The sequence below is a fragment of the Dactylosporangium sp. NPDC005555 genome (assembly GCF_040605635.1).
In the GTDB taxonomy this organism is placed as follows: Bacteria; Actinomycetota; Actinomycetes; order Mycobacteriales; family Micromonosporaceae; genus Dactylosporangium.
On sequence record NZ_JBEXDG010000015.1, the window covers coordinates 174,689 to 191,605 of the forward strand.

The 16,917-nt window shown below is 72.4% G+C and carries 13 protein-coding genes; 9 read left to right on the top strand and 4 right to left on the bottom strand.

All coding sequences use genetic code 11. The features are described from left to right. Positions 1-14: 14 nt before the first annotated feature. Together ABZS58_RS19590 and ABZS58_RS19595 are read right to left on the bottom strand one after the other, a co-directional pair. Positions 15-548, bottom strand: a complete 534-nt coding sequence (locus ABZS58_RS19590) for an RICIN domain-containing protein (RefSeq protein WP_354783303.1) — start codon at positions 546-548, stop codon at positions 15-17. A gap of 77 nt (positions 549-625) precedes the next feature. Beyond that, positions 626-2,902, bottom strand: a complete 2,277-nt coding sequence (locus ABZS58_RS19595) for a glycoside hydrolase family 3 C-terminal domain-containing protein (protein ID WP_354783305.1) — start codon at positions 2,900-2,902, stop codon at positions 626-628. Positions 2,903-3,167: 265 nt separating this feature from the next. On the opposite strand from ABZS58_RS19595, the gene ABZS58_RS19600 reads away from it, so the two are divergent. The 5 genes from ABZS58_RS19600 to ABZS58_RS19620 are packed head-to-tail and all read left to right on the top strand — an operon-like array spanning position 3,168 to position 10,845. Continuing rightward, positions 3,168-4,859, top strand: coding sequence for a hypothetical protein (locus ABZS58_RS19600; RefSeq protein ID WP_354783307.1), 1,692 nt, complete (start codon positions 3,168-3,170; stop codon positions 4,857-4,859). Next, complete coding sequence (locus ABZS58_RS19605) at positions 4,856-5,824, top strand: ABC transporter permease subunit (protein WP_354783309.1); 969 nt, start codon at positions 4,856-4,858, stop codon at positions 5,822-5,824. The genes ABZS58_RS19600 and ABZS58_RS19605 overlap by 4 nt, the downstream gene beginning before the upstream one ends. Beyond that, the gene (locus ABZS58_RS19610; RefSeq protein ID WP_354783311.1) at positions 5,821-6,720 is read left to right on the top strand and encodes a carbohydrate ABC transporter permease; all 900 of its coding nucleotides are present in this window, start codon (positions 5,821-5,823) and stop codon (positions 6,718-6,720) included. The genes ABZS58_RS19605 and ABZS58_RS19610 overlap by 4 nt, the downstream gene beginning before the upstream one ends. 4 nt (positions 6,721-6,724) lie before the next feature. Further along, entirely contained in the window at positions 6,725-8,623 is a 1,899-nt protein-coding gene (locus tag ABZS58_RS19615) for a beta-galactosidase (protein ID WP_354783313.1), read from the top strand. Continuing rightward, the gene (locus ABZS58_RS19620) at positions 8,620-10,845 is read left to right on the top strand and encodes a glycoside hydrolase family 95 protein (RefSeq protein ID WP_354783315.1); all 2,226 of its coding nucleotides are present in this window, start codon (positions 8,620-8,622) and stop codon (positions 10,843-10,845) included. Before ABZS58_RS19615 ends, ABZS58_RS19620 begins: the two co-directional genes overlap by 4 nt. Positions 10,846-10,850: 5 nt before the next feature. On the opposite strand, the gene ABZS58_RS19625 is transcribed toward ABZS58_RS19620, so the two are convergent. Next, the gene (locus ABZS58_RS19625; protein ID WP_354783317.1) at positions 10,851-11,246 is read right to left on the bottom strand and encodes a hypothetical protein; all 396 of its coding nucleotides are present in this window, start codon (positions 11,244-11,246) and stop codon (positions 10,851-10,853) included. A gap of 346 nt (positions 11,247-11,592) precedes the next feature. Between ABZS58_RS19625 and ABZS58_RS19630 the strand changes: the two genes are divergently transcribed. After that, positions 11,593-12,237, top strand: a complete 645-nt coding sequence (locus ABZS58_RS19630) for a hypothetical protein (protein ID WP_354783319.1) — start codon at positions 11,593-11,595, stop codon at positions 12,235-12,237. Continuing rightward, positions 12,234-13,412: a PrsW family intramembrane metalloprotease gene (locus ABZS58_RS19635; RefSeq protein WP_354783321.1), complete on the top strand. Its 1,179-nt coding sequence runs from the start codon at positions 12,234-12,236 to the stop codon at positions 13,410-13,412. Before ABZS58_RS19630 ends, ABZS58_RS19635 begins: the two co-directional genes overlap by 4 nt. A 110-nt stretch (positions 13,413-13,522) precedes the next feature. On the opposite strand, the gene ABZS58_RS19640 is transcribed toward ABZS58_RS19635, so the two are convergent. Beyond that, positions 13,523-14,794: a DUF1479 domain-containing protein gene (locus ABZS58_RS19640; protein WP_354783323.1), complete on the bottom strand. Its 1,272-nt coding sequence runs from the start codon at positions 14,792-14,794 to the stop codon at positions 13,523-13,525. Between the two features lie 90 nt (positions 14,795-14,884). Here ABZS58_RS19640 and ABZS58_RS19645 point away from each other — a divergent pair, with 90 nt between their 5' ends. Further along, the gene (locus ABZS58_RS19645; RefSeq protein ID WP_354783325.1) at positions 14,885-16,012 is read left to right on the top strand and encodes an ROK family transcriptional regulator; all 1,128 of its coding nucleotides are present in this window, start codon (positions 14,885-14,887) and stop codon (positions 16,010-16,012) included. Positions 16,013-16,244: 232 nt separating this feature from the next. Next, entirely contained in the window at positions 16,245-16,754 is a 510-nt protein-coding gene (locus ABZS58_RS19650) for a SigE family RNA polymerase sigma factor (RefSeq protein WP_354783327.1), read from the top strand. The last annotated feature ends 163 nt before the right edge of the window (positions 16,755-16,917 follow it).

Sequence of the window (16,917 nt, forward strand, 5' to 3'; positions counted from 1 at the left end):
GGGTCACCGGACGCTCACCAGACCTGGAACTGGAACCTGGTGTTGTTCGGCAGGTTGTTGGCCTGGATGAAGCCGGCGCCGCCCCCGGCGTTGCCGGTCTCGACCGCGAGCGCCAGACCGGAGAAGCCGTTGCTGATGCGCCAGATCTTCAGCACGTCGTCCCGGGTCCGGACCCAGGTCTGGCTGGCCGTGTCGTCGCACGGCAGCTGCACCACCGGCGCCCCGGACACCAGCGAGTTGCCGTTCTCCGTGTCGAGGCACTGGTGGCTGTACCGGTTCTCGATGGTGTAGGTGCTGCCGCTGACCAGGATGAACTTCCACTGGCCGTTCCAGGCGTTCACGCCGTAGGGCGCGGTCTCGACCTGCAGGCCGTTGGTGGTCCAGGGCGAGGGCACGGCAGCGACCAGCCCGCTGTAGACGGCGCTGATGCGCTCCCAGTCCCCGGTCGTCGCGTGTGCCGGTGCCGAGGCCGCCAGCACGCCACCGGCGGCGACCGCGGTGGCGAGCGTCAGCCGAGCGAACAGCCTGGCCAGTTTCGAGTTTCGCATTGCAGGACCTCCGTGTCCGTGATGGGTCATGCCGACCACTGTCGGCGGCCGACCTTCGACGAACCTTCGGAGAACCTTCAACGGGTGCCGACGCGGAACTCGTGCTCGCCGGGCGGGCTGACGAAGCCGTCCGACCAGTAGGCGAGGGCGGTCGGCGGGATCTCGAAGCGGACCTCGCGGGACTCACCGGGCTGCAAGGACACGCGGTCGAAGCCGGCGAGGCGGCGCAGCGGCGCGGGGACGGGCCAGCCGCGGGGCGTGACGTAGAGCTGCACGACCTCGTCGCCGGCGCGGTTGCCGGTGTTGGTGACCGTGACGGTCGCGGTGGCCCCGTCGACGGTGACCGGGCCGTACCCGAACGTGGTGTACGACAGGCCGTGGCCGAACGGGTAGAGGACCGGGCCGCGGTGGTACTGGTAGGTCCAGCCGGAGCCGATGATGTCGTAGTCGGTAGGGTCGGGCAGGACGGTGTCGGCGCGGTACCAGGTCTGCGGCAGCCGGCCGGCCGGGTTGGTCACGCCGAGGAGGGCGTCGGCGACGGCGGTGCCGAGCTCCTGGCCGGCGTGCGACGTCCACAGGATCGCCGGGACGTGTTCCTGCGCCCAGTCGATCGCGTACGGGTAGCCGGACACCAGGACGAGGACCGTGTCGGGGCGGGCCGAGGCGACCGCGCGCAGCAGCGCCTCCTGCTCCGGCGGCAGGAGGAGCGTGCAGCGGTCGACGGTCTCGCGGCCGTTGATGTGCGGGTCGTTGCCGAGCACCACGACGACCCGGTCGGCGGCGCGGGCGGCGGCGACGGCCTCGTCCACACCGGACGTCACCAGCTCCCGGACGAACCGCAGCGCGCCGTCCGCCGCGCCCGCGACCAGGCTCCCGTCCGGGCCTTCGCTGACGTACCGGCCGAGCGCGTTGGACCACAGCAGGAACTCGCCCGGTCCGGCCGGGTGCAGCTCCCACAGCTCCCGGACCACCCAGCCGTCGGGGGTGACGGCGTCGGCGGTGAGCAGCCCGTCGTCGCCGACGGTCACGTACAGCCCGGAGGCCGTGTCCCGCAACGTGTGCACGGGCACCGGGCACTGCACGCTGATGCCCCAGTCCTGATGGGCGAAGACCGCGCCCGGCCCGTCGGCCAGCCGCAGCGGCCCGTCGGCGTGCACCCGCCGACCGTCCGGTGTGGACAGCCGGACGCGGTCGACACCGTCCACGGTGGAGGTGGCGCCCAGCGCGGATGCGACGGTGACCGCATAGGGCAGCGTGCCGCTGTACCAGTCGGTGAGGACCCGGTCGCCGAGGTGCCCGATGACCGCGACGCGGCCCGGTGACGTCCACGGCAGCGCGCCGGGGGAGTTCTTGAGCAGCACGACGCCCTCGTGTGCGGCGCGGGCGGCGAGCCGGGCGTGCTCGTCGCACGCGATCACGTCGCGGCCGATGCTCCGGTACGGGTCGCGGGAAGGTTCGAACTCGCCGGTGGCGGCCCGCATCCGCAGCAGCCGGCCGACGGCGGCGTCGATGTCGGCCTCCGTGATCAGCCCCTGCCGCAGCGCCGACGTGAACCGGGCGATCGTCGGCCCCGCGTCGGGACCGTTGTCGGTGTAGCTGTCCACCCCGGCGCGCAGCGCGGCGGCGTGCGACGAGGCGTGGTCCTCGAAGTGGTGCTCGGTGTCCACGAGGTTCGACGGCGCCTGCGCGTCGGAGCACACCACCAGGTCGGGTGCTTCGGCCCGCAGCACCGAGGCCAGCAGCGGATGCACGTGGTTGGGGATGCCGTCGACCAGGTTGTAGGCGGGCATGACCCCGGCCGCCACGCCGGCCCGCAGCGGGGCGAGGAACCCCGGCAGCTCGTACTCGTGCAGCACGCGGGAAGGCACGGCGATGTCGGCGACGTCCCGGTCGGTCTCCATGTTGTAGGCCAGGAAGTGCTTCAGGATCGGCGTGGTCCGCCACACCTCGGGATCGTCGCCGCGCAGCCCGGTGCAGAACGCGACGGCCAGCTCGGCGGTGGCGAACGGATCCTCGCTGTAGCCCTCCTCGTTGCGGCCCCAGCGCGGGTCGCGCAGCGGGTTCACCACCGGCGCCCACACGTTGAGCGACGCGCGTCCGTCCCGGTGGAACGCGCGGACCTCCGTGGAGGCCGCTTCGCCGACGGCGCGCAGCAGCGCCCGGTCCCAGCTCGCGCCGAGCCCGACGGCCTGCGGGAAGACGGTGGCCCGGCCGAGCCAGGCGACGCCGTGCAGCACCTCGCACCCGGTGTGGAACTCCGCCAGACCCAGGCGCGGCACGGCCGGCTGCCGCTGGTGCAGCAGCGCGATCTTCTCGGCGGTCGTGAGCCGCCGCAGCAGGTCAGGCACGGTCATCAAGGTCCCCATTCCGCGGCGAACGGCGGTGTTGTCGAAGCGCTTCGATGATCGGTCGCACACGAGTGGCTGTCAAACGGCACGAAACTTTCACGCCCGCCGGCACGGTTCACGCGGCCGGACGGCGGCGGCCGTCGATGTCCTTGTCGGACACGCATCGATGCCCTACGGTCTGGCAGTCGAACGCAGTCGAAGCGCTTCGACAGTCACGGGACAACCGCAAAGACGCATCGTGCACCTCGATCACCCGAAGGGTGGAACCACCATGCAAAGCGGAGCGACCCCGGGGATGAGCCGGCGCGGCCTGCTCACCTCCATCGCCGTCATCGCCGCCGTGCCGCTCCTCGACGGCTGCGGCAGCCCGAAGGAGAAGACCTCGGGCACCACCGGCGAGGGCGATCTGGCCAAGGCGCTGCCCGCCTACCAGCCCAGCGACCTGGTCAAGCCCGACTTCCCCGTCGTCGCCGGGGCCAACGGCGCGTCCACCGACCCGGCGTTCCTGGCCTACCCGGCCAGCCCGCCGAAGACCGTCACCGGCCAGGTCGGCAACGGCGGCACGTACGTGACGATGACCCCGCTGTGGGGCGCGATCCCACCCTCCAGCGGCAACGCCTACTACGACGCGGTCAACAAGCAACTCGGCGCGACCCTGAAGCTGCAGCCCGCAGACGGCAACACCTACGCCGACCTGCTGCCGCCGCTCTTCGCCGCCGACAAGCTCCCCGACTGGATCAACGTCCCGAGCTGGACCACCGGTAAGCTCAACTTCGGCGAGGCGGTCCGCACGAAGTTCGCCGACCTCACCCCCTATCTCGCCGGCGACAAGATCAAGCAGTATCCGAACCTGGCCGCGCTGTCCACGAACGCGTGGGTGGCCGGGGTGTGGAACGGCAAGCTGTACGGCCTGCCGATCTACTCCTCCAACGCCGTCATCGCCGGCGCGTACTACTACCGCAAGGACCTCTTCGACAAGGCCGGCGTCTCCACCGACGTCAAGAGCATCGCCGACCTCGAGGCGGTCGGGAAGGCGCTGACCAACGCGAGCGCCGGACACTGGGCGTTCGACGACCTGTTCGGCAACGACGCCGCGTACATCTGCCAGCTGTTCGGCTTCCCCGCCACCGGCTACCCGTGGACGACCGACGCCGGCGGCAAGCTGCGGCACCGGTACGAGACCGAAGGCATCGTCGAGGCGCTCAACTGGCACGCCAAGATGGTGAAGGCCGGCTACCTGCATCCGGACGCCGTCGCCAACAACAGCCAGAACGGCAAGCAGCGCTTCTGGAGCGGGAAGGTGGCCGTCTGCGCCGACGGCACCGGCGCCTGGAACGGCGACGACGCCAAATCCGGCGCGGCGGCGGACCCCAGCTACAACCGGCAGGCCTTCAAGCTGTTCAGCGCCAAGGGCGACAAGCCCACCATCCAGCTCGGCAACGGCGCGGGCATGTACAGCTACCTGAACAAGAAGCTCAACGACGGCCAGATCAAGGAACTGCTGTCGATCGCCAACTACCTCGCCGCGCCCTACGGCTCCGCCGAGTGGCTGACCGTCAACTTCGGCGCCCCCGCCACGCACTTCAACATGACGGCCGGCAACCCGCTGCTGACCGAGCAGGGCAGCAAGGAGATCGCCACCACCTTCCAGTTCCTGTCCTGCCCCGCGTCGGCGAGCACGGTGCAGTCCGGAGCGGTCCAGGTGACGAAGGACGCCGCCGCGTGGCAGGCCGACATGGTCAAGTACGCGGTGAAGCCGCTGTTCTACGGCATGAACGTCAGCGAACCGGCCCAGTTCGCCGCGCTCGGCCAGCCGATGAACGACACTCTTACCGACGTGAGACTCGGCCGCAAACCGATCTCGGCGTGGACCGACGCGGTCGAGAACTGGCGCAAGCAGGGCGGCGACGACCTGCGCAAGTTCTACGACGGCATCCGCGAGAAGTACGGCACCGGCAAGTGACGACGGGAACACGGCGGGCGGCCGACGTGGCGGCGCCACCCGAGCCGCAGGCCAGGCCCCGGCGGTGGCGGATCAGGCTGCGCCGGGACCGGTCGCTGCTGATCATGACGCTGCCCGCGGTCGTGCTGCTCGCCGTGTTCGCCTACGTGCCGATGTTCGGGCTCATCACCGCGTTCCAGAGCTACGACATCTACTCCGGGTTCTGGTACAGCCCGCTCGTCGGGTGGGACAACTTCGAGCGGCTCTTCCAGGACCCGATCTTCTGGCACGCGCTGTCCAACACGCTCGTCATCAGCGCGGTCCAGCTCATCCTGTACTTCCCGGTGCCGATCGCGCTCGCGCTGGTGTTCAACGAGATCGTCAACGCCCGCGTCCGCTCGTTCGTGCAGTCCGTGGTGTACCTGCCGCACTTCTTCTCCTGGGTCCTCGTCGTCACCGTCTTCCAGGAGATGCTCGGCGGCGCCGGCGCGCTCAACACCATGCTGCGCCGGCACGGCTGGGACACCTGGAACATCATGACCGACCCCGACGCCTTCAAATACCTGGTCACCGCGCAGGCGGTGTGGAAGGAGGCCGGCTGGGGCATCATCGTCTTCCTGGCCGCGCTCGCCGCCATCGACCAGAACCTCTATGAGGCGGCCGCCGCCGACGGCGCCGGCCGGTGGCGCAGGCTGTGGCACATCACGCTGCCCGGCATGCGCGGCGTCATCGTCCTCATGCTGGTCCTGCGCCTCGGCAACGCGCTCACGGTCGGCTTCGAGCAGATGCTGATCCAGCGCCAGGCGGTCGGCCGCGACGCCTCCGAGGTCCTCGACACGTTCGCCTACTACTACGGCGTCGTCAACAACAACTTCAGCTACGGCGCCGCCGCCGGCCTCTTCAAGGGCGTCCTGTCCCTGATCCTGGTGCTGGCCGCCAACAAGCTCGCACACGCCTTCGGCGAGGACGGACTGTATCGGAAATGACGAGCCCCGTCTGGGAAGAGCCGCTAGGGCCGGTGGGCAAGGCAGGCAAGGGCATCACGCTGTTCCTCGTGGTGGCGGTGATCCTGGTGCCGCTGTACTCCATCGTGCTCACCAGCTTCTCCACGCAGGCGGCCATCAACGAGGCCGGCGGCCTCGTCACGGTGCCGACGGAGCTGACGGTGGAGGCGTACCGGCAGATCTTCACCAACCAGCTCGTCACGCACTCACTGTTCGTCAGCCTCGTCATCACGCTCGTCGGCACGGTGCTGTCGATGGTGGTGACGGTGCTGTGCGCCTACGGGCTGTCGCGCAGCGGGTCGCTGTGGCACCGCGGAATCCTGCTGTTCCTGGTCGTCACCATGTTCTTCAGCGGCGGGCTCATCCCGTCGTTCCTCGTCGTCACCGCGCTCGGCGGGTACGGCGAGTACTGGACGATGATCCTGCCCGCCGCCGTGTCGGTGTTCAACATCCTGGTGATGCGCGGGTTCTTCAGCAGCACCGCGCCGGAGCTCATCGACGCGGCCCGCATGGACGGCGCGGGGGAGTGGCGCATCCTGTGGTCGGTGATCCTGCCGACCTCGCGCGCGGTGACCGCCGTCATCACCCTGTTCTACGCCGTCGGCTACTGGAACTCGTTCTTCAACGCGCTGCTCTACCTGCCCGACAACGGCAAGTGGCCGCTGCAGATGATCCTGTACACGTACACGCTGCAGGGCAGCGCGATGCCCGGGGGCGGGGTCACCGGCACCGGGCAGTACGCCGGCCACCAGCAGATCGCGCAGCTGTCGCTGCAGATGGCGGTCGTCACGCTCACCCTGATCCCGATCGTGGTGGCGTACCCGTTCGTGCAGCGACACTTCACCAAGGGCATGCTCACCGGCGCGATCAAGGGCTGAGCCGGTGCCGGGACTGCAGGACGTGACGCGCGGGCGGCTGCTGTACGGCGGCGACTACAACCCCGAACAATGGCCGCCGGACGTCTGGGCGCAGGACGTGCGGCTCATGCGGGAGGCGGGCGTCAACCTCGTCACCGTCGGCGTGTTCGCGTGGGCCGCGCTGCAGCCGTCGCCGGACCGCTACACGTTCGACTGGCTCGACACGGTCCTCGGCCTGCTGCACGAGGCGGGCATCGGGGTCGCGCTCGCCACGCCGACCGCGTCGCCGCCGCCGTGGCTCGGCCACCGGCACCCCGACACGCTGCCGCAGGGACCCGACGGCATCCGGCGCGTGTACGGCTCCCGCAACCAGTACTGCCCGTGCGCCCCCGCGTACCGGCGGGCTGCGCTGGCTGTGACCGGCGCGATCGCGGCCCGGTACGCGAACCATCCGGCGCTGCGCGTGTGGCACGTCGGCAACGAGTACGGCACGACGTGCCACTGCGACCATTGCGCCGAGCGGTTCCGTGGGTGGCTGCGGCGGCGGTACGACGACCTCGACGGGCTCAACACGGCCTGGGGCACCGCCGTGTGGTCGCAGCGCTACGGCGCCTGGGCCGAGGTGCTGCCGCCCAGGCGGGTCCAGTACGTCATCAACCCGGCGCAGGACCTCGACTACCAGCGCTTCTGCGACGACATGCTCCTCGAATGCTTCACCGCCGAACGCGACACCGTCCGCGCCCACAACCCCGCGGTCCCGGTCACCACGAACTTCATGGACTGCTATCGGCACACCGACGGCTGGCGGTGGGCGGCGCAGGAGGACCTCGTGTCCCTGGACACCTATCCGGACCCGAACGACCCGGCGGCGGCGATGCGCGGCGCCATGGCGAAGGACATCGTCCGGTCCCTCGCCGGCGGGCCGTGGCTGCTCGCCGAACAGTCGCCGGGCGCCGCCAGCTGGCGGCCGGTCGCGACCCCGAAACGGCCCGGGCTCAACCGCCTGTGGTCGATGCAGGCGGTCGCCCGCGGCGCCGACGGCGTCCTGCACTTCCAGTGGCGGGCCTCCCGGCAGGGCGCGGAGCGGTCGCACGGCGCGATGCTCCCGCACGCCGGGCCCGACTCCCGCGTGTTCCGGGAGATCCGCGCGCTCGGCGAGGAGCTCGACGGACTGTCCGAAGTGGTCGGTGCGCCGGTGCCGGCGGACGTCGCGATCGTCCTGGACTGGGACGCGTGGCGGGCCGTCGAGCTCGACCACCAGCCGCACGAGGGATTCCGCTACGTGGACCGGCTCACCGACTACTACGCTCCACTGTGGAGCGACAATGTCACGTGCGACTTCGTCCGCGCCACCGGCGATCTGCGGGACCACCGCCTCGTCGTCGTGCCGAACCTGTACCAGGTGTCGGCGGCCGCGGCCGGCAACCTGATCGGCTACGTGGAAGGCGGCGGGACGCTCGTCGTCGGCCCGTTCAGCGGGATCACCGACCCCGACGAGCGGGTGCACACCGGCGGCTGGCCCGGGCCGTGGCAGGACCTGCTCGGCGTGCGCGTGGAGGAGCACTGGCCCCTCGCCGACCCGATCGACGTCGCGTCCGCCGAGCTGGGTGACTTCACCGCGACGATGTGGGCGGAGTGGACGACGGCCCGCGGCGCGGACACGGTCGCCGCCGTCCGCGGCGGACCACTCGACGGGCGGCCCGCGGTGCTCCGGCACCGGTTCGGCGCCGGCACCGCCTGGTACGTCGCCACCGTCCCCGCGCCGGACGCGATGCGGCGGCTGCTGCGCCTGGTGTGCGCCGCCGCCGGCGTCGCGCCCGTGCTGCCGGACCTGCCGCCGGGCGTGGAAGCGGTCCGCCGCGGCGACCTCGTGTTCCTGCTGCACCACGACACCTGCGCGGTCGAGATCCGGCGGGCGTCGTGAGCCGGCACCGCATCGACGTCGCCGCACCGGCCGGCGAGTTCCACGACGGCTTCCCGCTCGGCAACGGGAGCCTCGGCGCGATGCTGCACGGACGGCCCGGCAGCGAATGGATCGACCTCAATCACGACACGTTCTGGTCCGGGGGACCCCTGACCCCGGCGCCACCTCCGCCGCCCGTCCTCCAGGAGCTGCGCGCGGCGATCGCGGCCGGCGACCACGCGACCGCCGAGGCTCTCGCCAGGCGGCTGCAAGGATCGGCGTGGACACAGTCGTTCCAACCGATCGGCCGCCTCGAGTGGGACTACGCCTCGTCGCTCGGCGTCGGCGGCTACCGCCGCGGTCTCGACCTCGCGGACGCCGTGGCCGTCACCACCTACTCCAGCGACGACGACCCGGTGCGGCTGACGGCGTTCGTCTCGGCACCCGACGATGTGCTCGTCGTCTCCGCGGCCGGGCCCGGCACCCTCGCCGCGGCCGTCGTGCCGCGGCTGGACACCCCGCATCCCGTCACCGCCGGTGTCGTCGACTGCGGCGCCGGGCCCTGCCTGGTGTGGACCGGGCAGGCACCGGCACACGTCCTGCCCAGCTACGTCGACGGGGCTCCCGCTGTCACGTACGGCACCGGGATGGGGTTCGCCGTCGCCGCCGCCGTCCGCCACACCGCCGACGAGACGCGGCTCATCGTCGCCGCCGCCACCGGGTTCCGCGGGCCGGACGAGCCGCCCGGCACGGATCTCGCCGCGATCGCCGGGGTCGCGCTGTCCGCAGTGGCCCGTGCGCTTTCCATGTCCACGCCGGCGTTGCGGGAGCGGCACGTCGCCGACCACCGGTCGTTCTTCGACCGCGCCGACCTCGAGCTGCCCGGCGTCGAGCAGTTCTTCCACCTCGGCCGGTACCTGCTGATCGCCGGCTCCCGGCCCGGGACGCAGCCGCTGAACCTGCAGGGCATCTGGAACGCCGACGTGCGGCCGGGCTGGAGCAGCAACTGGACGACGAACATCAACGCGCAGATGAACTACTGGGCGGCGGAGCCGACCGGCCTCGCCGACCTGCACGAGCCGCTGCTCACCCTGACCCGCGACCTGGCCCTGGCGGGAGCCGCCACGGCCGCCGCCTGCTACGGCGCCCGTGGCGCGGCGGCGCACCACAACACGGACCTGTGGCGCTTCACCGCGCCGGTCCCCGGCGATCCGCAGTGGGCGAACTGGCCGTCGGCGCTGCTGTGGCTGGCCGCGCACGTGTGGGACCACGTCGAATACGGCGGTGACGCGGACCTGCTGCCGGTGCTGCGGGCCGCCGCCCTGTTCACCCTCGACATGCTGGTCCCCGCCGACGGGGGTCTCGTGGTCAGCCCGTCCACGTCGCCGGAGCACCATTTCCTGTTCGGGGACGGCGGGCACGCCGCCACGTCGTGGGGCTGCGCCCTCGACCAGGAGCTCGCGCGGGAGGTCCTGTCCCGGTACGTCGCGCTCACCGGCGATCCCGAGGCCGCCGCGGCGCTCGCCGCGCTGCGACCCGTCCAGGTCGGCGCCGACGGGACGCTGCTGGAGTGGTTCGACGACCGCCCGCCACGCGAACCCGGGCACCGGCACCTGTCGCACCTCTACGGGCTGTACCCCGGCACCCGCATCACCGAGACCGGTACCCCGTCACACTTCGCGGCCGCCCGCCGCGCACTGCGGGCCCGGCTCGCGCACGGCACCGGACACACCGGCTGGAGCCGCGCCTGGGTCCTCTGCCTCGCCGCCCGCCTGCGGGACCCGGTGCTCGCCGCGCAGTCCCTCGCGGCCCTGGAGAAGGAGCTGTGCTCGGCGTCGCTGCTGACCCTGCACCCCGACGCGGGCCGCCCCAGCGGCTGGATCTTCCAGATCGACGGCAACCTCGGCGCCGCCGCCGGCATCGTCGAGGTCCTCGTGCAGAGCCACGCCGGCGTGGTCAGCCTCCTGCCCGCCCTGCCCGATTCCTGGCCGACCGGCCGCCTCCGAGGGATCCGTTGCCGTGGCGGGCACCTTGCCGACGTGTCCTGGACCGGCGGTCACCTCGACACGGCGCGGATCGTCGCGGGCTCGACCGGTCCGCTGACCGTCGAGCTCCCGTCGCCGCTGCCGGTGTACGACGCCGCGGACGCTCCGGTCGCGGTGACCTCGGTGCCGGGCGCACCGGCGGGGCGCTGCCGCCTGCGGTGGCCCGCCGGTGCCGGTGCGGCCTACACGATCCGCTGACAAGCTCAGGCCGCCGGCCAGGCGGGCGGGGGCGGGGCCTGCGCCGGGACGATCGGGCTGCCGGTCGGCACGGGGCGCGGCGGGAACGGGGGCTGGCCCGGGATCGCGTACGGCATCGGCGGCGGAGGCAGCTGGTCGCGGCGGCCACCGAAGGCGACCGCGGCGGCGGCGATCTCCAGGCCGATCCCGGCCAGGATGAAGTTGGTCCCGACCTGCAGGTTCCCGCCGGTCATGTTGCCCCTGCACTGCTGGGGCGACGACGGCTGGGTCGGCGCGTAGCACGTCCACTCGGAGTACTTCTTGTCATCGCTCTCGGCCATGGTGCCCAGCGTGCCGAAGGCGATGCTGAGCGTGCCGGCGATGAGGAACAGGATCTGCATAGCCTTCGCGCCTGCTGACATTTCCGCGACCTTAGAGGAAACGTCCCGGTTTCGCCGCCCCTGCGCCCGGCGGGATGCGCGATCGTCCGGCTCGCCACCCGGGACGACCTGACGGAGATCTCGCAGGGCCGGCCCGCCGCCCTGGCCAACCTCAGGTCGCTGCCGGAGACCGGCTGGCCGCTGCCGCAGGCCCAGTGAGAGATGCCCCGCGGCGCGAGCTCCGCACAGTGACGCGGGCCCGGGTGATCCGCGTCGCGTTTCCGTTATGACCCGATCGCTACTGGATCGCACCGGTTGGTGGCAGGCTGGGGTGCGGCGTTCGTGACCGCCCGCCACCTGGCGGTCCGTGATGCGGGACGAGGCTCGGATGGCGGTTGGTGTGGATGAGGCCCCGGCGGGCTGGGTGCCGGTCGAGCACCGGTGGTTCGGGCTGGACCGCCGGACGCTGGGGCCGGGACTGATCGCGCTGGTGCTGGCGTTGCTGCTCATCTACGGGTGGTCGGCGTTGAACGCGGTGATCCCGTGGCACAACGAGATCCGGGCCGGCGACGTGCTCGACCTCGGTGACGGTGCCACCGCGGTGCCGCCGGTCGGCTGGCAGCTGGAGAGCGGTGTCCTGACGGGCGCGGCCGGGGTCAGTGCGACCGGCCTGCAGGTGGTCCTCGTCAACGGCGGCGCGCGGATCGAGCTGACGGGCTCGACGTTCGCCGGCACCGCCGACGCGTTCCTGACGCAGGTGCGGCGGGCCCGCGGCGACGACAGCCTGGCCGTGCAGGGCGGGCGGGCGTCGTTGACGACCGGCGGGGGGCTCGTCGGCGTGGTGCAGGGCGACAGTGGCCCAGGGGGCGACGGGCTCGACGTGGCGTTCAAGATGGCCACCGGGCCGGCCGCCGAGGTGCAGGCCGCGCCGGCGCTGCTGGTGGTGGTCCGGGCCGCACCCGGGCAGTTCGAGCACTACCACGGCGAGGTGCAGGCCATGCTGCACAGCATCACCCCTGGAGCGCGGCGATGAGCGCGGTGGCCACGCCCACCGGGCTGCCGGAGCCGGCGGCGAAACTGGCGCAGCTCAGGGCGATCGAGGAGTCCGGCTGGGGCCGGCCGTTCCGGCTCTTCCAGCCGCACAACGTCGCCTTCTGGGTGTACGTGCTCGGTGTCGGTGCCGGCGGGGTCACCATGCTGCGGTACTTCGGCGGCCAGGCCGGCTTCTACGCCCCGGCGCTGGCGAGCGGGGTGGTGCTGTTCGGGGTGTACCTGGTGCCGTGGATCCTGCTGCTGCGCCGCCACAACCGCTACACCGCCCAGCCCGCCGGCCTGCTCGCGACCGGCCTGGTGTGGGGTGGGGCCGCCGCCGCCTTCTGGATCGCGCTGCCGGCCAACACCTCGCTGCTGGAGATCTGGACGAAGGTCGGTGGCACGGCGTTCGCACAGGACTGGGCGGCCGGGCTGACCGCGCCGGTCAACGAGGAGTTCGGCAAGGCGCTCGGCCTCGTCCTGCTCATCGGGCTGGCGCCGCAGCTGGTCCGCAGCGCGTACGACGGGTTCATCATCGGAGCGTTCATCGGCCTCGGCTTCGAGGTGACCGAGGACGTCCTGTACGTGCTCAACGGCGCAGTCCAGGCCTACGGCACCAACCAGATCGGCGGTGCCCTGCAGATCTTCCTGGTGCGCGGTGCCTCCGGCATCGTGTCCCACGCGCTGTTCAGCGCGATGTTCTGCGCCGGCCTCATGTGGGTGCTCGGCCGGGCCCCGGGCGAACGCAGGATCGGGCGCGGCGTGCTGACCATGCTGGCGGCCATGGTGTTCCACTTCGCCTGGGACGACATGGCCGGCCTCGGCGGCAACCTCGGCGTGCTGCTCGCCGTGCTGCCGTTCGCGATCGGCGTCGTCGAGCTCGCGGCGCTGTTCTACGTGCTGCGTCACGCCGCCCAACGGGAACGGGTCTGGATGCACGACCTGCTCACCCCCGAGGTGCACGCCGGCTCCCTCGAGCCGCCGCTCCTCGACGCGGTCAGTGGCCTGCGCAAGGACCGCAAGGCGTACCGCAGGCAGCTGCACAGCCGGTCCCGGGCCCGGCACCGCATCGAAGCGGCACAGGACCTGGCGCGCGAGCTCGCCCAGGCGGGCGGAGCGGAGACCCGCCGTGTCACGCACGCCCGGGCGGAACTCGTCCGCCTGCACCGCTCCTGATCCCGTGGACGCGGCTCCGGGTCCGAGGCGGGCGCGGTCACCGCGACGGTGGGCGGCGGCCGCGTTCCGCGGCGTAGCGGGCGGCGCCGGGGTCCGGGTCGCGGTCCGGGCTACCGCAGGCCGAGCCCCCGGCGGCCGATGTCGTTGAGGTCGGCCGCCTGGAAGCGGTTCGGCCACTCGCGCTCGTAGTGCTCGGCGGGGAAGTCCGACGGGCTCTCCCCGCTCAGGAACGCCTCCCGGACGGACGCCGCGTACTGCTCGTTGCGCGGGCACCACGGGGCGGCCGGAATGTACATGACGTTGCCCCAGCCGCGCTGGGCCTCGACCGGCGCGACGCTGTGGATCATGTCGCAGTGCCACCAGACGGAGTCGCCGGCCTTGACGTCCGGGATGCCGGCGAGGGCGTCCATGAGCGGGGCGTGCCACTTGTGGCCGGCCGGGAAGACCTGGTTGACGGTGACGCCGCACATGTCGTCGTCGGGCACGTCGCTCAGCAGCGGGCGCAGCATCAGGTAGGCCATCGCCTCGGGGATCGGCACCGTGTGCAGGACGCCCTGGTCGTGGTCCATGTCCGAGAGCGCGGTCCAGCCCTGGAAGGTGCGGAACGCCGAGCACATGGTGGAGCCCGGATACTGCGGGCCGGCGGTGCGGTGGGCGGCGTCCCACGGGTCGTACCGCTCGACGCTGCCGTCGAACAGGTGCCGGAACGCCCGCTGGTAGGCCCGGGTCATCCACAGGTCGAGGGTGCCGGGGTCCAGGTGCGTGCCGAGGCCGGCGGAGTCCGCGCCCTCGGGGCGGCGGCGGATCCGGTCGGGGTAGAGCGAGTCGCGGCCCGGGTCGAACCACTGCGTGCCGCCCGACTCGTGCTTCCACTGGCTGTTGAGGAACGCCTGCACGGTGGCCATGCGCTCGCTCTGCCGGGCCTGCATCTGCGCCGGCGACCAGTAGATCGGGTAGATCTCGGGCTTGGAGCCGACGCTGCCGAAGAAGTCGTCGCCGGGGCCGCGGTAGTGCTCGAAGAACCGGTTGCTCTCCACGTAGTCGACGATGTCGCGGTCCCAGCCGAGGGCCTGCCCGCGCTCGAAGTGCCCGCGCACCACCAGGCAGCCGCGCTTGCGCAGCCTGGCCACGTCCCTGGCGTCCACGGTCCCGGCCTCGATGTCGGCATAGTCGATCACCGGCCAGATGGTTTCGCCGGAACGGCGTGCCGCCGCGATCTCGTCGACGGCTGCCTGTACCCGCTGCTCGACGACGGCGAAGACCTCGTCGACGGTGCGTCCGGACGCGGCGATGCGCTCGCGCAGGGCGGCCTTGATCTCCCGGGTCGCCGCCCGCAGGTCGGCGGGGGCTTCCTCCCAGTGCGGCAACGCGGTGTCGATCACGGCCCCTCCATTCTAGGTAGGTGTCTTTACTTGTATTGAACGTACGGGCCCCGCCGGTTCAAGGCAAGGGCCTTGACTAGAATTGGCACGGTGGACCCCACGATGCCGTCGCTGGACCTCGTCCGCTCGGTCACCGACGAGCACGTCCTGCGCGCGCTGATGCGGCACCGGCAGCTGACCAGGGCGGAGCTCGCCACCGAGATCGGCATCTCGAAGCCGACCGCGGGGGAGAGCGTCCGCCGGCTCACGGAGCGTGGGTTGGTCGCCGACACCGGCGAACGCACCCGGGGCGGCCGCGGGCGGGGCCGGGTCGGGTCGTACTACGCGCTTTCCCCGGCGGTGGGGGTCGCCCTCGCCGTCACCATCGCGCCGGAGGGCGTGGTCGCCGAGTACGTGGACGCCTACGGCGACACCGTGGCCCGCGGCACCGCGCCGATCGACCGGCCGGCCCGGCCGGAACAGGTCTCGGCCGCGCTGCTGGCCGCGCTGCCGGCTTCCCCGCGGCCGCGGCTGGCGGTCGTCGGCGCCGCCGACCCCGTCGACCGGGCCACGGGGCGCCTCGTGCAGCTGCCCGACGCACCCTTTCTCGTCGGGTCACTGGACCCCGTCGCGGTCCTCGCCCCAGCCGTCGGCGGCCCGGTCACCGTCGACAACGACGTCAACTGGGCCGCTCTCGCCGAACGCGACGCCGCCGGGCGGCTGACCGACTTCGCCTACCTGTACCTCGGCGAAGGCCTCGGCTGCGCGATCGTCGGCGACGGGTCGGTCCGCCGCGGCCACCACGGCCTGGCCGGCGAGCTCGCCCACCTGCTGACCACCGGCCCGGCCGGCCGCGCGACCCACTTCATCGACGTGTTCGGCGCCCTGGAGCTGCGCCGGTCCGGTTCGACCGCCATCGACGTCGACCGGCTGCTGTCCCGCTGCGCCGCCGACCCCGCGGTGCGTTCGACGATCGGCACCGCCGTCGCCGGCGTCATCGCCGCCGTGGTCGCGCTCGCCGACCCGCAGGAGATCGTCCTCGGCGGCACCTGGGGACCCGCCCTGGCCGGCGCCATCCGCACCGCGATAGCCGCTTCCCCGCGTGGGGTGCCGGTCCACCCTGCCACCGTCACCGCCGACCCCGTCCTGACCGGAGTGCGCGCCGAGGCCCTGAGCCTGCTGCGGACCGCCATCGCCGACGGCCGCCTCGACGACCCCCGGCCCGCCACCGCCGGCTGACCGGACCGGCCGCGGTGCCGATAGCGGGCCGCGTGAAGATCCTTCGGCGCCGTCGACCACGACCGGGCCGACCCGGAAACGGCCGCGCCAAAGGAGTTCGGCACCGAATGGCCGCCGGTCGCGCAAGGCTGCGTCGCGCAGTTCCGCGCCCGCGCGAAATAGCCGAAAATACCGCTGCCGCACCCGCAAGGTTCCGCCGGCGCGGGGCGTATGTAGCGGTGGAGGTAACCACGTGGATCCCGCAACCAAGCACGAGTTCACGCAGTTCGTGGAGCAGCGCAGCCATGCGCTGTTCCGGTTCGCGTACGCGCTGACCGGTGCGCAGCACGCCGCCGAGGATCTCCTGCAGGGCGCGCTCGCCAAGGCACTGCTGAAGTGGCCGGGCATCACCGACCACCCGGAGTCCTACGTCAAGCGCATCATGTACCGCGACTGGATCTCCGTGTGGCGGTACCGCCACCGGCGGCCGGAGACGCTGACGGCGGAGCCGCCGGAGAAGGCTGTGGCCGACCCGAGCGAGCGGACCGACCTGCGGCTGGTGCTCCGGGACGCGCTGCGCGTGCTGACCCCACGGCAACGGGCGGTCATCGTGCTGCGCTACCTCGACGACATGACCGAGCAGCAGGTGGCCGAGCTGCTCGGCTGCTCGACCGGCACCGTCGCCAGCCTGACGTCGCGGGCGCTGTCCAAGCTGCGCCGCGCCGCCGCCAACGCCCCGACCCTGGATGGAGCAACGCTGTGAACCACTCGTTCGACACCGCGCTCCGTGGCGCGCTCGAGGACCTGGTCGAGGACGCCAGGCCGGCCGACCTCGCCGCGCCGGCGGTGCGCCGCTACCGCCGGCTGCTCTGGCGGCGCCGCGCCCTGACCGGGCTGGCCGGGGTGGCGGCGGTGGGCGCGCTCGC

Bases quoted from the DNA above. Each gene is read 5' to 3' on its own strand.
- ABZS58_RS19595 (WP_354783305.1), bottom strand. From the start codon at position 2,902: ATGACCGTGCCTGACCTGCTGCGGCGGCTCACGACCGCCGAGAAGATC.
- ABZS58_RS19610 (WP_354783311.1), top strand. From the start codon at position 5,821: ATGACGAGCCCCGTCTGGGAAGAGCCGCTAGGGCCGGTGGGCAAGGCA.
- ABZS58_RS19630 (WP_354783319.1), top strand. From the start codon at position 11,593: ATGGCGGTTGGTGTGGATGAGGCCCCGGCGGGCTGGGTGCCGGTCGAG.
- ABZS58_RS19635 (WP_354783321.1), top strand. From the start codon at position 12,234: ATGAGCGCGGTGGCCACGCCCACCGGGCTGCCGGAGCCGGCGGCGAAA.
- ABZS58_RS19590 (WP_354783303.1), bottom strand. From the start codon at position 548: ATGCGAAACTCGAAACTGGCCAGGCTGTTCGCTCGGCTGACGCTCGCC.
- ABZS58_RS19625 (WP_354783317.1), bottom strand. From the start codon at position 11,246: ATGTCAGCAGGCGCGAAGGCTATGCAGATCCTGTTCCTCATCGCCGGC.
- ABZS58_RS19600 (WP_354783307.1), top strand. From the start codon at position 3,168: ATGCAAAGCGGAGCGACCCCGGGGATGAGCCGGCGCGGCCTGCTCACC.